The sequence below is a fragment of the Streptomyces anandii JCM 4720 genome, assembly GCF_014650655.1.
In the GTDB taxonomy this organism is placed as follows: Bacteria; Actinomycetota; Actinomycetes; order Streptomycetales; family Streptomycetaceae; genus Streptomyces; species Streptomyces anandii.
Map to the genome: position 1 here is coordinate 226739 of NZ_BMVJ01000011.1, position 16398 is coordinate 243136.

At 74.2% G+C, this 16398-nt stretch carries 14 protein-coding genes; 2 read left to right on the forward strand and 12 right to left on the reverse strand.

Annotated features, from left to right (window positions below):
- Positions 1-52 precede the first annotated feature (52 nt).
- The 7 genes from IE249_RS21270 to pdhA are packed head-to-tail and all read right to left on the reverse strand — an operon-like array spanning position 53 to position 8265.
- The gene (locus tag IE249_RS21270; RefSeq protein ID WP_189706816.1) at positions 53-1033 is read right to left on the reverse strand and encodes an NAD(P)H-quinone oxidoreductase; all 981 of its coding nucleotides are present in this window, start codon (positions 1031-1033) and stop codon (positions 53-55) included.
- A gap of 50 nt (positions 1034-1083) precedes the next feature.
- Positions 1084-2181, reverse strand: coding sequence for a potassium channel family protein (locus IE249_RS21275; RefSeq protein WP_189706818.1), 1098 nt, complete (start codon positions 2179-2181; stop codon positions 1084-1086).
- Positions 2178-3605 carry a molybdopterin molybdotransferase MoeA gene (locus IE249_RS21280; protein ID WP_189706820.1) on the reverse strand — a complete coding sequence of 476 codons (1428 nt, stop codon included), beginning with the start codon at positions 3603-3605 and terminating at the stop codon, positions 2178-2180. Before IE249_RS21280 ends, IE249_RS21275 begins: the two co-directional genes overlap by 4 nt.
- A complete protein-coding gene (locus IE249_RS21285; RefSeq protein WP_229858931.1) occupies positions 3602-4582 on the reverse strand; it encodes an NTP transferase domain-containing protein in 981 nt (326 codons plus the stop codon). Before IE249_RS21285 ends, IE249_RS21280 begins: the two co-directional genes overlap by 4 nt.
- 55 nt (positions 4583-4637) lie before the next feature.
- On the reverse strand, positions 4638-6119 hold the full coding sequence (locus IE249_RS21290) for a dihydrolipoamide acetyltransferase family protein (RefSeq protein ID WP_189706823.1): 1482 nt from the start codon (positions 6117-6119) through the stop codon (positions 4638-4640).
- A complete protein-coding gene (locus IE249_RS21295) occupies positions 6119-7123 on the reverse strand; it encodes an alpha-ketoacid dehydrogenase subunit beta (RefSeq protein ID WP_189706825.1) in 1005 nt (334 codons plus the stop codon). Before IE249_RS21295 ends, IE249_RS21290 begins: the two co-directional genes overlap by 1 nt.
- On the reverse strand, positions 7120-8265 hold the full coding sequence (gene pdhA, locus IE249_RS21300) for a pyruvate dehydrogenase (acetyl-transferring) E1 component subunit alpha (protein WP_189706827.1): 1146 nt from the start codon (positions 8263-8265) through the stop codon (positions 7120-7122). The genes IE249_RS21295 and pdhA overlap by 4 nt, the downstream gene beginning before the upstream one ends.
- 190 nt (positions 8266-8455) lie before the next feature.
- Here pdhA and IE249_RS21305 point away from each other — a divergent pair, with 190 nt between their 5' ends.
- Entirely contained in the window at positions 8456-8938 is a 483-nt protein-coding gene (locus IE249_RS21305; protein WP_189706930.1) for an Lrp/AsnC family transcriptional regulator, read from the forward strand.
- 11 nt (positions 8939-8949) lie between these two features.
- On the opposite strand, the gene IE249_RS21310 is transcribed toward IE249_RS21305, so the two are convergent.
- Together IE249_RS21310 and IE249_RS21315 are read right to left on the reverse strand one after the other, a co-directional pair.
- Positions 8950-9540 (reverse strand): TetR/AcrR family transcriptional regulator, encoded by a 591-nt coding sequence (locus tag IE249_RS21310; RefSeq protein WP_189706829.1) that lies wholly within the window; start codon positions 9538-9540, stop codon positions 8950-8952.
- On the reverse strand, positions 9537-11051 hold the full coding sequence (locus IE249_RS21315) for a 3-hydroxyacyl-CoA dehydrogenase (RefSeq protein WP_189706831.1): 1515 nt from the start codon (positions 11049-11051) through the stop codon (positions 9537-9539). The genes IE249_RS21310 and IE249_RS21315 overlap by 4 nt, the downstream gene beginning before the upstream one ends.
- Positions 11052-11222: 171 nt before the next feature.
- On the opposite strand from IE249_RS21315, the gene paaN reads away from it, so the two are divergent.
- The gene (paaN, locus tag IE249_RS21320; protein WP_189706833.1) at positions 11223-12914 is read left to right on the forward strand and encodes a phenylacetic acid degradation protein PaaN; all 1692 of its coding nucleotides are present in this window, start codon (positions 11223-11225) and stop codon (positions 12912-12914) included.
- Positions 12915-12993: 79 nt separating this feature from the next.
- Here paaN and IE249_RS21325 read toward each other — a convergent pair whose 3' ends face one another.
- Genes IE249_RS21325 through IE249_RS40070 form a run of 3 tightly spaced genes read right to left on the reverse strand, consistent with a single transcriptional unit; the run spans position 12994 to position 15589 of the window.
- Positions 12994-13746, reverse strand: a complete 753-nt coding sequence (locus IE249_RS21325) for a TrmH family RNA methyltransferase (protein ID WP_189706835.1) — start codon at positions 13744-13746, stop codon at positions 12994-12996.
- A complete protein-coding gene (locus IE249_RS21330; protein ID WP_189706838.1) occupies positions 13743-14954 on the reverse strand; it encodes an HTTM domain-containing protein in 1212 nt (403 codons plus the stop codon). Before IE249_RS21330 ends, IE249_RS21325 begins: the two co-directional genes overlap by 4 nt.
- Positions 14951-15589: a DUF5819 family protein gene (locus IE249_RS40070; protein WP_373304424.1), complete on the reverse strand. Its 639-nt coding sequence runs from the start codon at positions 15587-15589 to the stop codon at positions 14951-14953. The genes IE249_RS21330 and IE249_RS40070 overlap by 4 nt, the downstream gene beginning before the upstream one ends.
- Positions 15590-16398 lie beyond the last annotated feature (809 nt).

Genomic DNA, 16398 nt, shown 5'->3' on the forward strand with positions numbered 1-16398 from the left:
GCCGGTGCCAGAGGTCCTGGCCGGTGCTCGGCAGGAGGGTGACCGAGCCGGGTCAGGGCGCCACCAGCAGCACCTTCCCGATGTGCCCGCTCTCCTCCACGACCCGGTGCGCCGCCGCGGCGTCGCTCATCGGCAGCTCGCGGTCGACGACCGGCCGGACGTGCCCGTCGGCGAACAGCGGCCAGACGTGCTCGCGCACCGCCGCGACGATGGCCGCCTTCTCCCCCAGCGGGCGGGCCCGCAGCGAGGTGGCGCTGACGGCCGCGCGCTTGCTCAGCAGGGTGCCGATGTTCAGCTCGCCCTTGGCCCCGCCCTGCATGCCGATGATCGCCAGGCGGCCGTTGACGGCGAGGGCCTGAACATTGCGGTTCAGGTACTTGGCGCCCATGTTGTCGAGGATGACGTCGGCGCCGGCGCCGTCCGTGGCCCGCTCGATCTCCGCCACGAAGTCCTGCTCGCGGTAGTTGATCAGGATGTCGGCGCCCAGCTCGGCGCAGTAGTCGAGCTTCTCCTTGGTGCCGGCCGTGACGGCGACCCTGGCGCCGAGCGCCTTGGCGAGCTGGACCGCCATCGTGCCGATGCCGCTGGAGCCGCCGTGCACCAGCAGCGTCTCGGCGGGGCGCAGATGGGCGACCATGAAGACGTTGGACCACACGGTGCACGTCACCTCGGGCAGCGCGGCGGCCTGCCGCAGGTCCACACCCTCGGGCACCGGCAGCAGCTGACCGGCCGGGACGACGACCTTCTCGGCGTAACCGCCGCCCGCGAGCAGCGCGCACACCTCGTCGCCGACCGCCCAGCCGGACACACCGGGACCGAGCGCGGCGACCCGTCCGGAGCACTCCAGGCCGGGATACCGGGAGGCGCCGGGCGGCGGGTCGTAGAAGCCCTGCCGCTGCAGGATGTCGGCCCGGTTGACGGCGCTGGCCACCACCTCGACCAGCACCTCGCCCTCGCCGGGCACCGGGTCCGGCACCTCGTCCCACACCAACGCCTCGGGCCCACCGGGTTCGGGAATCGTGATCGCATACATGGAGCCGACGCTACTCCTCGCCCGTCGCCCCGCCAGGGGACGCCGTTGCGCTACTGCATCGCCGGCGGACGCGTGTCCGGGGTGACCCGGGTCTCCGGCGTCGCGCGCACGATCGTGATCAGACGGTCGGTCAACTGCAGTGCGCCGACCGACGGATCGTCGTATCCGAGCACCCGGTGACCTCGTACGACGCTCACCACGAGGTCGTCCGTGTCCCTCGGGCCACGGCCCACCTCGGCCTTTATGACGGGCCGCTCGACCAGATCCAGGCCGCTGCCCTGCTGGATGAGGTCCTCCATCACCATGCCGGCGGCCGGGCTGAGCACCGACAGCCCGAGCAGCCGCCCGGCCGCGCTGGCGCTGGTGATCACGGCGTCCGCGCCGGACTGCTTGAGCAGCGGCGCGTTCTCCTCCTCGCGCACCGCCGCCACGATCTTCGCCCCCCGGTTGAGCTGCCGGGCGGTCAGCGCCACCAGTACGGCCGTGTCGTCCCGCTGGGTGGCGATGATGATCTGCCGCGCCCGGTGCGCCTCGGCGCGCTTGAGCACCTCGCTGCGGGTCGCGTCCCCGACCACCCCCGCATATCCGTCGGCCGTGGCCGCCTCCACCACCTTGGCGCTGGGATCGACCACGACGACCTGCTGCTTCTTCAGCCCGGTCGCACAGACGGTCTGGATCGCCGACCTTCCCTTCGTGCCGAAGCCGACGACGACGGTGTGGTCGCGCAAGGTGGACCTCCAGCGGTTGATGCGCCATTCCTCGCGGGTGCGCTCGGTGAGGACTTCCAGCGTGGTGCCGACGAGGATGATCAGGAAGAGCACGCGCAGCGGCGTGATGACGAGGATGTTGGTGAGCCTCGCGCTGTCGCTGACCGGCGTGATGTCGCCGTACCCGGTCGTGGAGAGGGTCACCGTGGCGTAGTACGCCGAGTCGAGCAGGCTCACGGAGCTGTCCGCGTTGTCGTGGTAGCCGTCGCTGTCGGCGTAGACGATCGCCACGGTCACGACCAGGACCAGCAGGGCCAGCGCCAGCCGCTTGGCGACCTGGCGCAGCGGCCGCTCCACCACTTTTCTCGGGAGTTTCACCCGTTGGGTCACGAGATGTTCGTCCGCCTGGCGGGCGATCGCGTCATGGCCCGGAAGTTTCACGTGAAACACACCCCGATTCCGGCGGCGGCCCAGGGCAGGTCGAGGAGTTCGGTCTCCTGACCCTGCCGGGCGCCACCCGGTGGTACGACGGCGAGGGCGTCGGCCGCCGCCACCCCACGCAGCATGGCGGGGCCGTTGTAGTGCAGCACCGCCGCGTGGTCGCCGCGCAGGACGACCGGCACCAGCCGGGTGTCGTTCGGATGGCCGTGGACCGCGTCCTTCAGCGGCAGCGTGTACGGCTCCGGGGCGGGACGCGCGGCAAGGGTGCGCAGCAGCGGCTCGGCGAGCGTGAGCAGGCCGGAGACGGCCGCGAGCGGGTTGCCGGGCAGCCCGACCAGGTGCTGCCTCTCCTTGGTGCGGGCGAGCAGCATCGGGTGACCCGGGCGCACCTTGACGCCGTCCACCAGCAACTCGGCGCCGATGCGGCGCAGGGTGGGGTGCACGTGGTCGACGGGGCCGGCGGCGGTGCCTCCGGTGGTGACGATCAGGTCGGCCTCGGACCTGCTGACCGCTTTGTGCAGCGCCCTGGCGTCGTCGCCGATCCGGCGCACGGTGGCGACCTCGGCGCCCAGCGCCCGCAGCCAGGGCGGCAGCATAGGGCCGAGCGCGTCCCGGATGCGGCCGTCGTGGGGCAGCCCCTCGGTGAGCAGTTCGTCGCCGAGGACGAAGACGTCGACGCGGGGCCGGGGGACCGCCGTGAGCGTGTCGTATCCGGCGGCCGCGGCGAGCCCGAGCACGGCGGGGGTGACCAGGGTGCCGACCGGCAGCAAGTGGTCCCCGCTGCGGCACTCCTGCCCGCGCGGGCGGATGTCCTGGCCGTGCTGGACCTCGCGGGTGGAGTGCAGCCGGTCCTTGGCGTCCGTGCGGCCGTGCTCGCTGCGCAGCACGGCGGTGGTGTCCTGCGGGATGCGGGCGCCGGTGGCGATGCGGACCGCCTCGCCGTCGGTCAGCGGCTCGGGCTGCGCGTGCCCGGCCAGCACGCCCTCGTCGCGTACGTCCCAGGGTCCGGGACCGGCGACCGCCCAGCCGTCCATCGCCGAGGTGTCGAAGGAGGGCAGGTCGGTGAGGGCGGCCAGCGGTTCGGCCAGGACGAGTCCGAGGGCCGCGTCCAGGGGGACCGCCGCCGCGTCACGGCGGGCGGCCGCCCGGGCGGCGCGGGCGGCGGTCTCCCTGGCCTGCGGCCAGGGGGTGGCCTGGTGACGGGCGTCGGGGGAGTGCGCGGCGTGCGGCTGGGCGCTGTCCGGCGTGCGGGCGCCTTCGCTAGGGCGCGGGGTGCCGTGGCCGGTCGCCGGTGCGTGGCCGGTGCCCGCCGGTCCGTGGCCGGAGGCGGCGCTCCCGGGGCCCTTCACGAGGGCCAGGGCCTCCTCCACGTCGAAGTCCTGGTCCTCGGCGTCCTCGCCGGTCCGCACGCCTCGGGCGGTCATCCCGCGTCCGGGCGGGTGTCGGGCGTGGCATCGGGGGCCACGTCGCCCCGGGCCGCGTCCTCGTCGGCCCAGCGCAGGGCGAGTGCGGCGGCCTTGCGGGCGGCCTCGGCGACCGCTTCGGGGCCGCCCCCGGCCCGCGCGGCCGCGTAGCCGACGAGGAAGGTGGTCAGGGGCGCCGCGGGCCGGGCCACGCCATGGGCGGCGTCACGGGCGAGGTCGAGCAGTACGCCGGTGTCGACGTCCAGGTCGATGCCCAGCTCGTCCTTGACTGCGGAAATCCATTCATCCAACACGTGCCCATGCTCCCTGATGCGTGCCCTTGCGGTGGCGATGTCGTCCCAGGTGTCGCAGTCGAACGACGCGACGTGGTCGGGGACGCGGGTGAGGTCGAGCGCGCCGGTCAGCCGGCGCAGCGGCAGCCCCGCGAGGGCGCCGGCCGCGCGGCCGTCCGTCGCGGGTGCGCGGCCGGCGGGCACCGCTTCGGAGAGCGCCGCTTCGCTCAGCGCCGCCAGTTCACGGCGGAGCGCGTGGGCGCGGTAGGCGGCGACGAGCGGCTGGTCGCGACCCTCGGCATCGGTGAGCAGCGCGCCGTCGGCGCGCCCGGCGCGCAGGGCGTCCAGCAGCCGCCGTACCGTGCCCGGTTCGAGGAACGGCAGGTCGGCGGAGAGTACGACGACGTCCTCGGCCGTGGTGCGGCGCAGCCCGGCGTCGAGCGCGGCGACCGGGCCGCCGCCGGGCGGGTCCTCGCGTGCCCACCGGACGGGCCGGGCGGTGGGCCGGGGGCCGGCCACGACCACCGTGGTGCGGGCGTCGGCACAGGCGGCGAGCACTCGGTCGAGCAGGGCGCGGCCACCGACCCGCAGGCCGGGCTTGTCCGCGCCGCCGAGCCGCCGGGCGGCGCCTCCGGCGAGGACGACGGCGTCGTACGCCCGCGAGTCGTCGGCGTCGGGGGCGCCGGGTCGCTCGTAGGAGGTCACCCCCCGAGTATGCGTCCCGCCCTCGACCACGGGGAAACGAGGGCGGGCCCTGTGCTCACACAGTGCGCAACAGCACCGCGGGCTGCTCCACGCAGTCCGCCACATACCGCAGGAAACCGCCCGCCGTGCCGCCGTCGCACACCCGGTGGTCGAAGGTGAGCGAGAGCTGCACGACCTGTCGTACCGCCAGCTCGCCGTCGTGGACCCAGGGTTTGGGGACGATGCGGCCGACGCCGAGCATGGCCGCCTCCGGGTGGTTGATGATCGGCGTGGAGCCGTCGACGCCGAACACCCCGTAGTTGTTCAGCGTGAAGGTGCCGCCGGTCAGTTCGCCGGGTGTGAGGGCGCCGGTGCGGGCCGCCTCGGTGAGCCGCGCGAACTCCGCGGTCAGCGACTCGGCGTCCCGCGCGTGCGCGTCCCGTACGACCGGCACGACCAGGCCGCGCTCGGTCTGGGCCGCGAAGCCGAGGTGCACCGCGTCCAGCCGGACGATCTCCCTGGCCTCGGTGTCGACGGTCGAGTTCAGCTCGGGGTACCGGGCGAGCGCGGCCGTGCAGATGCGGGCGAGGAGCGCGAGCAGGGAGATCTTCGGTCCGCCTGCCGCGTTCATGGCCGCGCGGGCGCGCATCAGCTCGGTCGCGTCGGCGTCGACCCAGCAGGTCGCGTCGGGTATCTCGCGGCGGCTGCGGGAGAGCTTGTCGGCGACGGCCCCGCGCACGCCCTTGAGCGGCACGCGGGCGCCAAAGGCACGGGACGCGGAAGTCCGGGCCGCGGGGGTCCGCGCCTCGGGGGTCTGGCCCGCGGGGGTCTGGGCCGCGCCGGCCCGGACCGGCGCACGCAGGTCACCCGCGTGGGGCGGCCCGGACACCGCCGTGGCGCCCGTCCTCAGCGCGTCCTCGACGTCCGCGCGCAGGATCAGCCCGTCCGGCCCTGAGCCCGACAGGCGGCGCAGATCCAGGCCGTTCTCCCGGGCGAGCCTGCGCACCAGCGGCGAGATCACCGGGACGGGCCCGTCCACCGGCCGCTCGGCGGCGGGGGTGGCCCCGGCGGACCCTGCGGCACGCCTGCCGCGCCCGGGGGCGCGCTCGGCGTGCCCGGTGGCCGCCGCCCGGTCGGCGCCCGCGTGCGAGGACCCGGAGGACCCGTTCACGGGTCCCGCGGGTGCCGGCTGGTGCGCCGCCGGCCGTGCGGCCGGAGCCTGGCGGACCCTGCGGCGCCGCGCCGGGGGCGCCGCGGTGCCGTAGCCGACCAGGACGTTGCCGGAGCCCTCGGGCTCGCCGCCGTCGGCCGGTTCGCCGACCGCCACCGTCAACAGGGGCGCGCCGACGGGCAGTTCCGTGCCCTCGTCGCCGAAGCGGGCGGTGACCACGCCGCCGTAGGGGCAGGGCACCTCGACCATCGCCTTGGCCGTCTCCACCTCCACGACCGGCTGGTCGATGGCGACAACGTCGCCCACCTCGACCAGCCAGCGGACGATCTCCGCCTCGGTGAGCCCCTCCCCGAGGTCGGGGAGCTTGAACTCCAGCACCTGTGCCATCAGCTCTCGGCCTCCCACTGCAGACGCGCCACGGCGTCCAGGATCCGGTCGACGCCGGGCAGGTGGTGCCGCTCCAGCATCGGCGGCGGGTAGGGGATGTCGAACCCGGCCACGCGCAGCACCGGCGCCTCCAGGTGGTGGAAGCAGCGCTCCGTGACGCGGGCGGCGATCTCCCCGCCCGGGCCGCCGTACCCGCCCGACTCGTGCACGACGACCGCGCGTCCGGTGCGCCGCACCGACGCGCAGACCGTCTCGTCGTCGAACGGCACCAGCGAGCGCAGGTCGACGACCTCCAGGTCCCAGCCCTCGGCACGCGCCGCCTCGGCGGCTTCGAGGCACACGGGCACGGACGGGCCGTAGGTGATCAGCGTGGCGCTCCCGCCGGTGCGCCGCACCACCGCGCGGCCGATCGGTTCAACGGTCGTCGGCTCCTCGGGGTTCCAGGAGTCCTTCGACCAGTACAGCCGCTTGGGCTCGAGGAAGACGACCGGGTCGTCGGAGGCGATGGCGGCGCGCAGCAGCCCGTAGGCGTCGGCGACGGTGGCGGGCGTGACGACGTGGAGCCCCGGGGTCGCCATGTAGTACGCCTCGGAGGAGTCGCTGTGGTGCTCCACACCGCCGATGCCGCCGCCGTAGGGCACGCGGATGGTGATCGGCAGGGGCATCTTCCCGCGCGTGCGGTTGCGCATCTTCGCCACATGGCTGACGAGCTGTTCGAACGCGGGGTAGGCGAAGGCGTCGAACTGCATCTCCACGACCGGGCGCAGCCCGTACATGGCCATGCCGACCGCGGTGCCGAGGATGCCGGCCTCGGCCAGCGGGGTGTCGGTGCAGCGGTCCTCGCCGAACTCCTTGGCGAGGCCGTCGGTGACGCGGAAGACACCGCCGAGGGTGCCGACGTCCTCGCCCATGACGTGGACGGAGGGGTCGGCGGCCATCGCGTCGCGCATCGCGCGCGTGAGGGCCTGGGCCATGGTGGCCGGCTTGAGGGCGACGGTGGTCATCGGGCCGTGCCCTCCCGCGACTCGTTCTCGGCGGCCAGCTCGGCCTCCAGCAGCGCCTGCTGCTCGCGCAGTTGCGGGGTGGGCTCGGCGTAGACGTGGGCGAACAGGTCCGCGGGGTCGAGCGCCGGGTCCTGGTTCATGCGCTCGCGCAGCCGCGCGGCCATCGCCTCCGCTTCCTCGCGGGCGGCCGCGGCGCCGGCCTCGTCGAGCAGGCCGCGCCCGGTCAGCTCCCGCTCCAGCAGCTGGAGCGGGTCGTGGTCGCGCCAGGCCTCGACCTCGGCGTCGCCGCGGTAGCGGGTGGCGTCGTCGGCGTTGGTGTGGGCGTCGATGCGGTACGTCACGGCCTCGACGAGGGTCGGGCCGCCTCCCGCGCGGGCGTGCCGCACGGCGTCGGCGAGCACCTCGTGCACGGCGGCCGCGTCGTTGCCGTCGACCAGGCGGCCCGGCATGCCGTACCCGACGGCCTTGTGGGCCAGGGAGGGGGCGGCGGTCTGCTTGGCCAGCGGGACGGAGATCGCGAAGCCGTTGTTCTGGACCAGGAAGACGACGGGGGCCCGCCATACGGCGGCGAAGTTCAGCGCCTCGTGGAAGTCGCCCTCGCTGGTGCCGCCGTCGCCGACCATCGCCAGGGCGACCACGTCGTCGCCCTTGAGGCGGGCGGCGTGGGCGAGGCCCACGGCGTGCGGCAGCTGGGTGGCGAGCGGGGTGGACAGCGGAGCCACCCGGTGCTCGTAGGGGTCGTAGCCGGTGTGCCAGTCGCCGCGCAGCAGTGTGAGCGCCTCGACGGGGTCGACTCCGCGGGCCACGGCGGCGAGCGTGTCGCGGTAGCTGGGGAAGAGCCAGTCGCGCTCCTGAAGGACCAGCGCGGCGGCGACCTCGCAGGCCTCCTGGCCGGTGCTTGAGGGGTAGACGGCGAGGCGGCCCTGCTTGGTCAGGGCGGTGGCCTGCGCGTTGTACCGGCGGCCGCGCACCACGTGCGCGTACAGACGGCGCAGCAGCTCCGGGTCGGCCTTCGCGGCCGCCTCCGTCCCCAGGACGCGGTAGGGCTCCGCGTCGGGCAGCAGCGGCGCGGGGTCGGTACGGGGCTGCCAGGCGGGCGGCGGCGATGGCCGGTACGCACCCCGCTGCTCCATGACCGTCATGACGGCACCTCCTCGTGGGAGCGGCTACGGGAGGCGCGTCGACTGTGAGGCGCCTCACCTACCGATTGTTCGGTCGTCGGCACATTTTGGCTACACGCGCCCCCAGGCTGTGGACAAACGGTTCTCCACAGCATGGGATGGACGCAGTACGTCCACGGCGAAGAGGCGGGGGGACATGGCACCTGAACAAATGGCCGACAGCCCGGGCGGCGCGGTCCTTCCGCCGCCGCGCCCGCTGGACGCGGTGGATCAGGACATCCTGCAGATGCTCCAGACGGACGGCCGCGCCTCGATACGGTCGGTCGCCGAACGGGTCCACGTCTCGCGCGCCAACGCCTACGCCCGCATCAACCGGCTCCTCGAGGACGGCGTCATCCGCGGCTTCGGCGCCCGCGTCGACCACGAGCGCGCGGGACAGGGCACGTCCGCGTACATCACGCTGAAGATCGTGCAGAACTCCTGGCGCACGGTGCGCGAGGAGCTGCGGCAACTGCCCGGCGCCTCCCACATCGCCCTGGTGGGCGGCGACTTCGACGTGCTGCTCCTGGTCCACACGCCGGACAACCGCGCCCTGCGCGAACTGGTGCTGACCCGGCTGCAGGCGATCCCCGAGGTCCTCAGCACCCGCACCCTGCTGGTCTTCGAGGAGGAGGACCTGGAACCCCAGGGCTGACCCGCTGCCGCTCAGCCGTCCTCGCGCAGCCCGCCGAAGACCAGCCGCGCGACCGCGTCGGCGACCTCCCGCTCGCCCGCGCCGCGCCCGTCGGGCCGGTACCACTCCACGATGGAGTTGATCATCCCGAACACCAGCCGGGTCGCCAGGCGCACCTCGACGTCGTCGCGCACGTCCCCCTCCTCGGCCGCCGCCTTCAGCAGCGCGGCCACCCGGTGGTCGAACTCCCGGCGCCGCTCCAGCGCCCACCGCTCGGTCGCGGTGTTGCCGCGCACCCGCAGCAACAGCGTCACGTAGGGCAGTTCGGCGATGAGCACCTCCACCATGCGCCGCACGACGTACTCCAGGCGGCCGGCGGCGCGCCCCACGCGCGCGTGCTCCTCCTCGAGGATCCCGAACAGGCCGTCCAGCGCCCGGCTCACCGCCCGCCGCAGCAGCTCCTCCTTGCCGGCCACGTGGTGGTAGATCGACGACTTGGAGATGCCGGCCGCGCGGGACAGGTGCTCCATGGACGTGCCGTCGTAGCCGCGCTCGTTGAAGACCCGCACCGCCACCGAGAGCAGCGTCTCGGGCGTGTACGTGTCGCGCCTGGCGGTGGTCATGAGGCGCTCTCCCGCTTCTCCGTGGCGTACGCGTGCCGGTACAGCGCGAGCGACGGCGCGTAGCGTCCGGACGGGTCGCGCAGATGCAGGTCGTCGAGGAGGCCGTAGGCCCAGGTCCGCCCGAGCCGGCGGCTCCATTCGAAGGGGCCGAGGGGGTAGTTGACCCCGAGGCGCATGGCCGTGTCGATGTCCTCCTCGGTGGCCACGCCCTTGGCCACGGCGTCGAGCGCGAGGTCGACGATCCGCGCGACCGTGCGGGCGACGATCATGCCGGGGACGTCGCCGATGACGCTGACGTCCTTGCCGAGCGCCTGGAAGAGGCCGATGGCCTCGGCGAGGGTCTGCGCGGCGGTGTCCTGGGAGGCGGACAGGGCCACGCGGGTGGCGCGGCGGTAGTCGAGCGCGAGGTCGAAGTAGACGACGTCGCGGAACTCCACGGAGGTCTGCCCGTCGGCGAGGACCAGCTGGCCGCCGCTCGGCAGCACCAGCCGGGTGCCGTGGTCCTCGTCCTCCTCGCGCACCGGGATGCCCGCCTCGCGGATCAGCGCCGGCAGCTCGGAGGCCGGCCCCAGGTCGCCCTCGACGACCACGTACGCGGGCGGCCGCGCCTTCTCGGCGGTGTGCGGCTCGGGCCGCTCGGCGCCGTCGCCGTGGTCGTACCAGCCGTGCCCGCTCTTGCGGCCGAGCCGGCCGGACTCCACCAGGCGCCGCTGGGCGAGCGAGGGGGTGAAGCGTACGTCCTGGAAGAAGGACTGCCACACCGAGTGGGTGACGGACTCGTTGACGTCCTGGCCGATGAGGTCGGTCAGTTCGAAGGCGCCCATCCGGAAGCCGCCGGACTCGCGCAGGACGGCGTCGATGGTGGCGGGGTCGGCGGCCTGTGCCTCGTAGACCGCGAACGCCTCGGCGTAGAAGGGGCGGGCGATGCGGTTGACGATGAAGCCGGGGGTGTCCGCGCAGGCGACCGGCGTCTTGCCCCAGGCGCGGGCCGTCTCGTACGCGCGCGTGGCCGACGTGACGTCGGTGGCGAACCCGGAGACGACCTCGACCAGCGGCATCAGCGGCGCCGGGTTGAAGAAGTGCAGGCCCACGAAGCGCCCCGGGTGGCGCAGCGCCCCGCCGATGGCGGTCACCGACAGGGAGGAGGTGTTGGTGGCGAGCAGGCAGTCGTCGCCGACGACGTCCTCCAGGGCGCGCAGCAGCTCCTGCTTGACGTCCAGCCGCTCCAGGACGGCCTCGACGACCAGGGAGCAGTCCGCGAGCTCCTCGAGGCTCCCGGCGGGCCGCAGACGGGCGCGGGCGGCGTCCCGGTCGGCGCCGGTGAGCCGGTCCTTGGCGACGAGCCGGTCGAGCCGGGCGCCGATCGCGTCGGCCGCCTCCCGTGCCCGGCCGGGCACGGCGTCGTACAGGCGTACGGGATGACCGGCGACCAGCGCGACCTGGGCTATGCCCTGGCCCATGGTGCCGGTGCCGACGACGGCCACGGGGCTGCTGAGGTCGAGTGCTGTCATGTGCGCGATCCTCCCGCACGGCGTTGTCCACGGATGCGGCGGACCCCCTTGTCCCGACCGATCGTTCGGTTACTCTAACTCTGACCGCCTGTTCCTGCCCATGGTTGTGACCATGGTTCCGCCCAGGTCAGGGCTCGACGAGGAGCCCTCGAGACGAGGAGTTGGTCCCGCATGGCCGCCGAACTGACCACGCACGAGCTGATCGCCAGGCACCGGCCCACCCTGGACCAGGCGCTCGAGGCGATCCGCACGCGCGCGTACTGGTCGCCCCACCCCGAGCACCCCAAGGCCTACGGGGAGAACGGCAGCCTGGACGCCGGCGCCGGCAAGGCCGCCTTCGACACCGTCCTCGGCACCCGACTCGACCTCGGTCAGCCCGGCACGGACGACTGGGTCGGCGGCGAGGTCTCGCCGTACGGCGTCGAACTGGGCGTGACCTACCCGCACGCGGACATCGAGGTGCTGCTGCCCGCCATGAAGGCCGGCCAGGGCGCGTGGCGGGACGCGGGCGCGGAGACGCGCGCGATGGTGTGCCTGGAGATCCTCAAGCGGATCAGCGACCGGACGCACGAGTTCGCGCACGCGGTCATGCACACCTCCGGCCAGGCCTTCATGATGGCGTTCCAGGCGGGCGGCCCGCACGCCCAGGACCGCGGACTGGAAGCCGTGGCGTACGCGTACGTGGAGCAGGTGCGCACGCCCGACACCGCCGAGTGGACCAAGCCGCAGGGCAAGCGCGACCCGCTCGTCCTCACCAAGCACTTCACGCCGGTCCCGCGCGGGATCGCGCTGCTCATCGGCTGCAACACCTTCCCGACGTGGAACGGCTACCCGGGCCTGTTCGCCTCCCTCGCCACCGGCAACGCCGTGCTGGTCAAGCCGCACCCCCGGGCGGTGCTGCCGCTCGCGCTGACGGTCCAGGCCGCGCGTGAGGTGCTCGCCGAGGCCGGCTTCGACCCCAACCTGGTGGCCCTGGCCGCCGAGCGCCCCGACGAGGGCATCGCCAAGACGCTGGCCACCCGCCCCGAGATCAGGATCATCGACTACACCGGCTCGACGTCCTTCGGCGACTGGCTGGAGGCCAACGCCCGTCAGGCGCAGGTCTACACCGAGAAGGCCGGCGTCAACACGGTGATCGTGGACTCGACCGCCGACTACAAGGGCATGCTGTCCAACCTGGCCTTCTCGCTGTCCCTCTACAGCGGCCAGATGTGCACCACCCCGCAGAACCTGCTGATCCCCCGCGACGGCATCGCCACCGACCAGGGCCACAAGTCCTTCGACGAGGTGACCGCCGACCTCGCCAGGTCCGTGGACGCCCTGCTCGGCGACGACGCGCGCGCCAACGCGCTGCTCGGCGCGATCGTCAACCCCGACGTCAAGGCCCGCCTGGAGGCCGCCGCGGCCCTCGGCGAGGTCGCCCTCGCCTCCCGCGAGGTCGCCAACCCCGACTTCCCGGACGCCGTCGTGCGCACGCCGGTGATCGTGAAGCTGGACGGCGCGAAGCCCGACGCCGAGGCCGCCTACATGAGCGAGTGCTTCGGCCCCGTCTCCTTCGCCGTCGCCGTCGACTCGGCCGCCGGCGCGGTCGAGCTGCTGCGCCGCACGGTCCGCGAGAAGGGCGCGATGACGGTCGGCGCCTACACCACCGACGAGGAGGTCGAGCAGGCGGTGCAGGAGGTGTGCCTCGAGGAGGCCGCCCAGCTGTCGCTGAACCTCACCGGCGGGGTGTACGTCAACCAGACCGCCGCCTTCTCCGACTTCCACGGCTCGGGCGGCAACCCCGCGGCCAACGCGGCCCTGTGCGACGGGGCGTTCGTGGCGAACCGCTTCCGGGTGGTCGAGGTCCGCAGGGAGGCGTAGGCGGGCGGGACGACCGGGGCCGGTCCGCCACCCGGCGGCCGGCCCGCCACCGATCGAGGCCGGTCCCGGGCCGGTCCGGTCAGGTCGGGACCGCGCCCCCGGTGGCGCTCCAGTGGTACAGCGTCATCGCCACGCTGGTGGCGAGGTTGTAGCTGGAGACCTGGGGGCGCATCGGCAGGGCCACCAAGTGGTCCGCGCGGGCGCGCAGTTCCGCGGACAGCCCGCTGCGCTCCGAGCCGAAGGCGAGGACCGCGTCGTCGGGCAGCTTCAGCCCGCGGATGTCCTCGCCCTCCGGGTCCAGCGCGAACAGCGGCCCGCGCGGGAGCTCGTCCACCGTCAGCCGCTCCACGGCGGTCGCGAAGTGCAGCCCCGCCCCGCCCCGCACCACCGTCGGATGCCAGGGGTCCAGGGTGCCGGTGGTGACGACCCCGGCGACGCCGAAACCGGCGGCCAGGCGGATCACCGCCCCCGCGTTGCCCAGGTTGCGCGGCTGGTCCAGGACGACGACGGGCGCGCGGCGGGCCGCATCGGTGAGCGCGCGCAGACTGGCCTGCCTGGAGGGCCGTACGGCGAGCGCCGCCACAGCGGTGGGGTGCGGGCGCGGCACCAGGGAGGCGTACGTCTCGTACGGCACCTCGGTCAGCAGGGCGTCCAGCGTCCCACGCACGTCCGGGGCCAGCTCGTCGGCCAGGGCCAGCGCCGCCCGCCGGTCGGCGGTGACCGCCACCGGCACCTCGGCGCCGAAGCGCACCGCGTGCTTGAGGGCGTGGAAGCCGTCGAGCAGCACACAGGTTCCGGCGAGCCGGCGCCAGGCGTCCACGGGATCGGTCATGCCGGGAAGCCTACGCGCGCCGGTTCGCTGTCCTCCGGCGCGCGCGGCTCGGGCAGCGCGGCGGTCGCCGGGCGCCGCCGCAGCCGGGCACGCGCGCGTGCCGCACGCTCGCCGAGCCGGCGCAGGAACGGTGTGGGCAGGAACACCGCGTCCGCGGTGATCATCGCCAGCGAGAAGAACGGCAGTCCCAGGACGACCGCGATCGCGGCGTGCTCGGTCATCATCACGGCCAGCAGGACGTTCTTGACCCGCCGGTTGAACAACGTGAACGGGAAGGCGACCTGCGCGATCACCGTCCCGTAGGTCACCAGCATCACCATGGTGCCGCTGGAGGACATCAGGCCGCCCAGCGCGGGCCAGGGTGAGAAGTAGTCCAGGTGCAGCGGGTAGTACACGGCGGTGCCGTCCTGCCAGCGCGAGCCCTGGATCTTGTACCAGCCGGCGGTGGCGTAGATCAGGCACGCCTCGGCCATGATCACGACCAGGGCGCCGTTGTGCACGACGCTCCCGACGACGTCGAGCAGGATCCGCGGCTGGTCCCACTTGGCCCGCCGCCGCGCGACCCACCACAGCGCCTGGCCGAGCCACACGGTCCACAGCAGCGCCGGCACGAACCACTCGCCCTGCAGGCGCCCCGCCGCGGTCACCGCGGCCAGCGCCAGCCCGAGCACGCTCCACAGGACGGGACCGGCCCGGTCGGGCAGCCGCTGCCCACGCGCGCGTGCCGCACGGGCACGTACCGCGCGCCGTGCGTCCAGCGACCAGACCTGGCCGCAGCGCGTGAAGACGAGGTACACCGACATCAGGTGCAGGACGTTGTCGCCGCCGTCCCCGACGAAGACGCTGCGGTTCTGCAGCGAGAGCACGCCGAGCATGAACAGCACCGACATCGTGCGCGTGCGCCAGCCCAGCAGCAGCAGGGCGCTCGCCAGCACCGCCAGCACGTAGACGGCCTCGAACCAGAACCGGCCGCGGAACCACAGCAGGACGGTGAAGGCCCCGTTGTCCCCGGTCAGCTGCCGGGCCAGGTCCCAGTTCCACGGCGCGTCGGGGCCGTACAGCTCCTGGCGGTGCGGGAACTCGCGCAGCAGGAACAGCAGCCAGGTCGCGGAGAAGCCGATGCGTATGACGGCGCTCTGATACGGGGCGAGAGCCGATTCGGTGACCTTGCCGATCCCCCGGGAGAGCGACTGGGCGAGAGTGCTCACCGCACACCTCCGGCTGCCTCGCCGGCCGGGACGGTCCACCAGGGCAGCAGGCGGTACGCGGGCTTGTCCGACACCTTCTCACCACTCCATCGGGGCGGGGGCACGCTGCTGATACGGCTGCGCACCTGCACGCGCGCGAGGACGTCGCCCGAGCCGGCCGCGTGGTCGCGGGCCAGGCGCAGCACCACGATCCGGCGCAGGTACTGCTCCGCCAGGGCGCCGCGCAGGCCCATCGGCCGGTTGGCGGCGTCGTGCGAGGAGCCGTAGAAGTCGAAGGCCCGGCGCAGTTCGTTCTGCTGCGTGTGGCTGGGCAGCGGATTGCCGTCGATGGCCCGGCCGTCCTCGGCGGACAGGTCGTACCACCTGGTGGTGCGGCTCGCGCCGTCGGCGGTGCGGACCTCGGCGCGCACCTGGACGGCGATGTTCTGCTGGAGCGGGTTCGGCGCGAACAGCTTCCAGTTCTGCTCGAACTCGGGGTAGATCCACTCGTCCACGGCCTTGCCGTGCTGCTTGGTCAGCGTGTTCGACGGCGCGACGTGCAGGAAGACCATGCCGAGGTGGACGCAGGCGACCACCGCGACCACCGCCAGCGCGACGGCCGCACCGACCTGATAGGGCAGCGACAGAGCGGCCACACCAGAACTCGGCCGGCCCTCGGCCACGGGGGCACCGAACCCACCGCGCACGGGGCCACCGCCGGACACGGCACCACCAGTCACGGGAGCGGGACTGCCGGACGCGGAAGCATCACCGGGCGCGGGACGGCCGCCGGACGCGGGGGCCTCGCCGGACGCGGGGGCGCCGCCAGGCGCGAAGGCGTCGGCGGCATCGTCTGCGGCGGCCGCGCCGGGCTGCGGCGGCGCGTCGTCAGCCGCCGCGGCGGGCGAGGCCTCACCGGGGTCCGCCGGCGGCCGGTCCGGACCGCCGGACGCTCCCGGCCCGCGCCGCCGCCGCGGCGCGCTCGCGTCCTCGTCGTACGCGTCCATTCCTCCCCGTTCCCCGCTTCCCGCCCGCGGCACCGCCGTTCGGCGCCGCACGGAACGGTACTCAGGCGAGCCCGCCCGGCATACCCCCGACCCCCGCCGGGGCCCCGGAGCGCCCCGGCGGGGAGCCCGCGCCGCACCACTCGCACGGCCCCCACCCGCACGGCCGTCGTACGGCCGCCGCGAGGCGCCCCGCGGTCCACGGCGGGCCGGGAAACGACCCGGCCCGCTCACCGCGAGGCGGTCCGCGCAGAGGCCGCGGGGTTTGTCCACAGGTGCCGCGGACGGTTGTCCACAGCGGTTGACACCCTACGGCGGCGGGCCGCACCATTGAATTCGACGGACCGAACGATCGGTCGGGAGAGACAGAGAAGTCGAGGTCAAGGGGGACCGAATGGCGACAGCAGCCGCGCACCGGACGGCCGGCACCCCGGCGCACGACGCCTCGGACGCCGCCGCGG

Excerpts from the sequence above, each read along its gene's own strand:
- IE249_RS21270 (WP_189706816.1), bottom strand. The coding sequence starts at position 1,033 with ATGTATGCGATCACGATTCCCGAACCCGGTGGGCCCGAGGCGTTGGTG.
- IE249_RS21280 (WP_189706820.1), bottom strand. The coding sequence starts at position 3,605 with ATGACCGCCCGAGGCGTGCGGACCGGCGAGGACGCCGAGGACCAGGAC.
- IE249_RS21290 (WP_189706823.1), bottom strand. The coding sequence starts at position 6,119 with ATGGCACAGGTGCTGGAGTTCAAGCTCCCCGACCTCGGGGAGGGGCTC.
- IE249_RS21295 (WP_189706825.1), bottom strand. The coding sequence starts at position 7,123 with ATGACCACCGTCGCCCTCAAGCCGGCCACCATGGCCCAGGCCCTCACG.
- pdhA (WP_189706827.1), bottom strand. The coding sequence starts at position 8,265 with ATGACGGTCATGGAGCAGCGGGGTGCGTACCGGCCATCGCCGCCGCCC.
- IE249_RS21305 (WP_189706930.1), top strand. The coding sequence starts at position 8,456 with ATGGCCGACAGCCCGGGCGGCGCGGTCCTTCCGCCGCCGCGCCCGCTG.
- IE249_RS21310 (WP_189706829.1), bottom strand. The coding sequence starts at position 9,540 with ATGACCACCGCCAGGCGCGACACGTACACGCCCGAGACGCTGCTCTCG.
- IE249_RS21315 (WP_189706831.1), bottom strand. The coding sequence starts at position 11,051 with ATGACAGCACTCGACCTCAGCAGCCCCGTGGCCGTCGTCGGCACCGGC.
- paaN (WP_189706833.1), top strand. The coding sequence starts at position 11,223 with ATGGCCGCCGAACTGACCACGCACGAGCTGATCGCCAGGCACCGGCCC.
- IE249_RS21325 (WP_189706835.1), bottom strand. The coding sequence starts at position 13,746 with ATGACCGATCCCGTGGACGCCTGGCGCCGGCTCGCCGGAACCTGTGTG.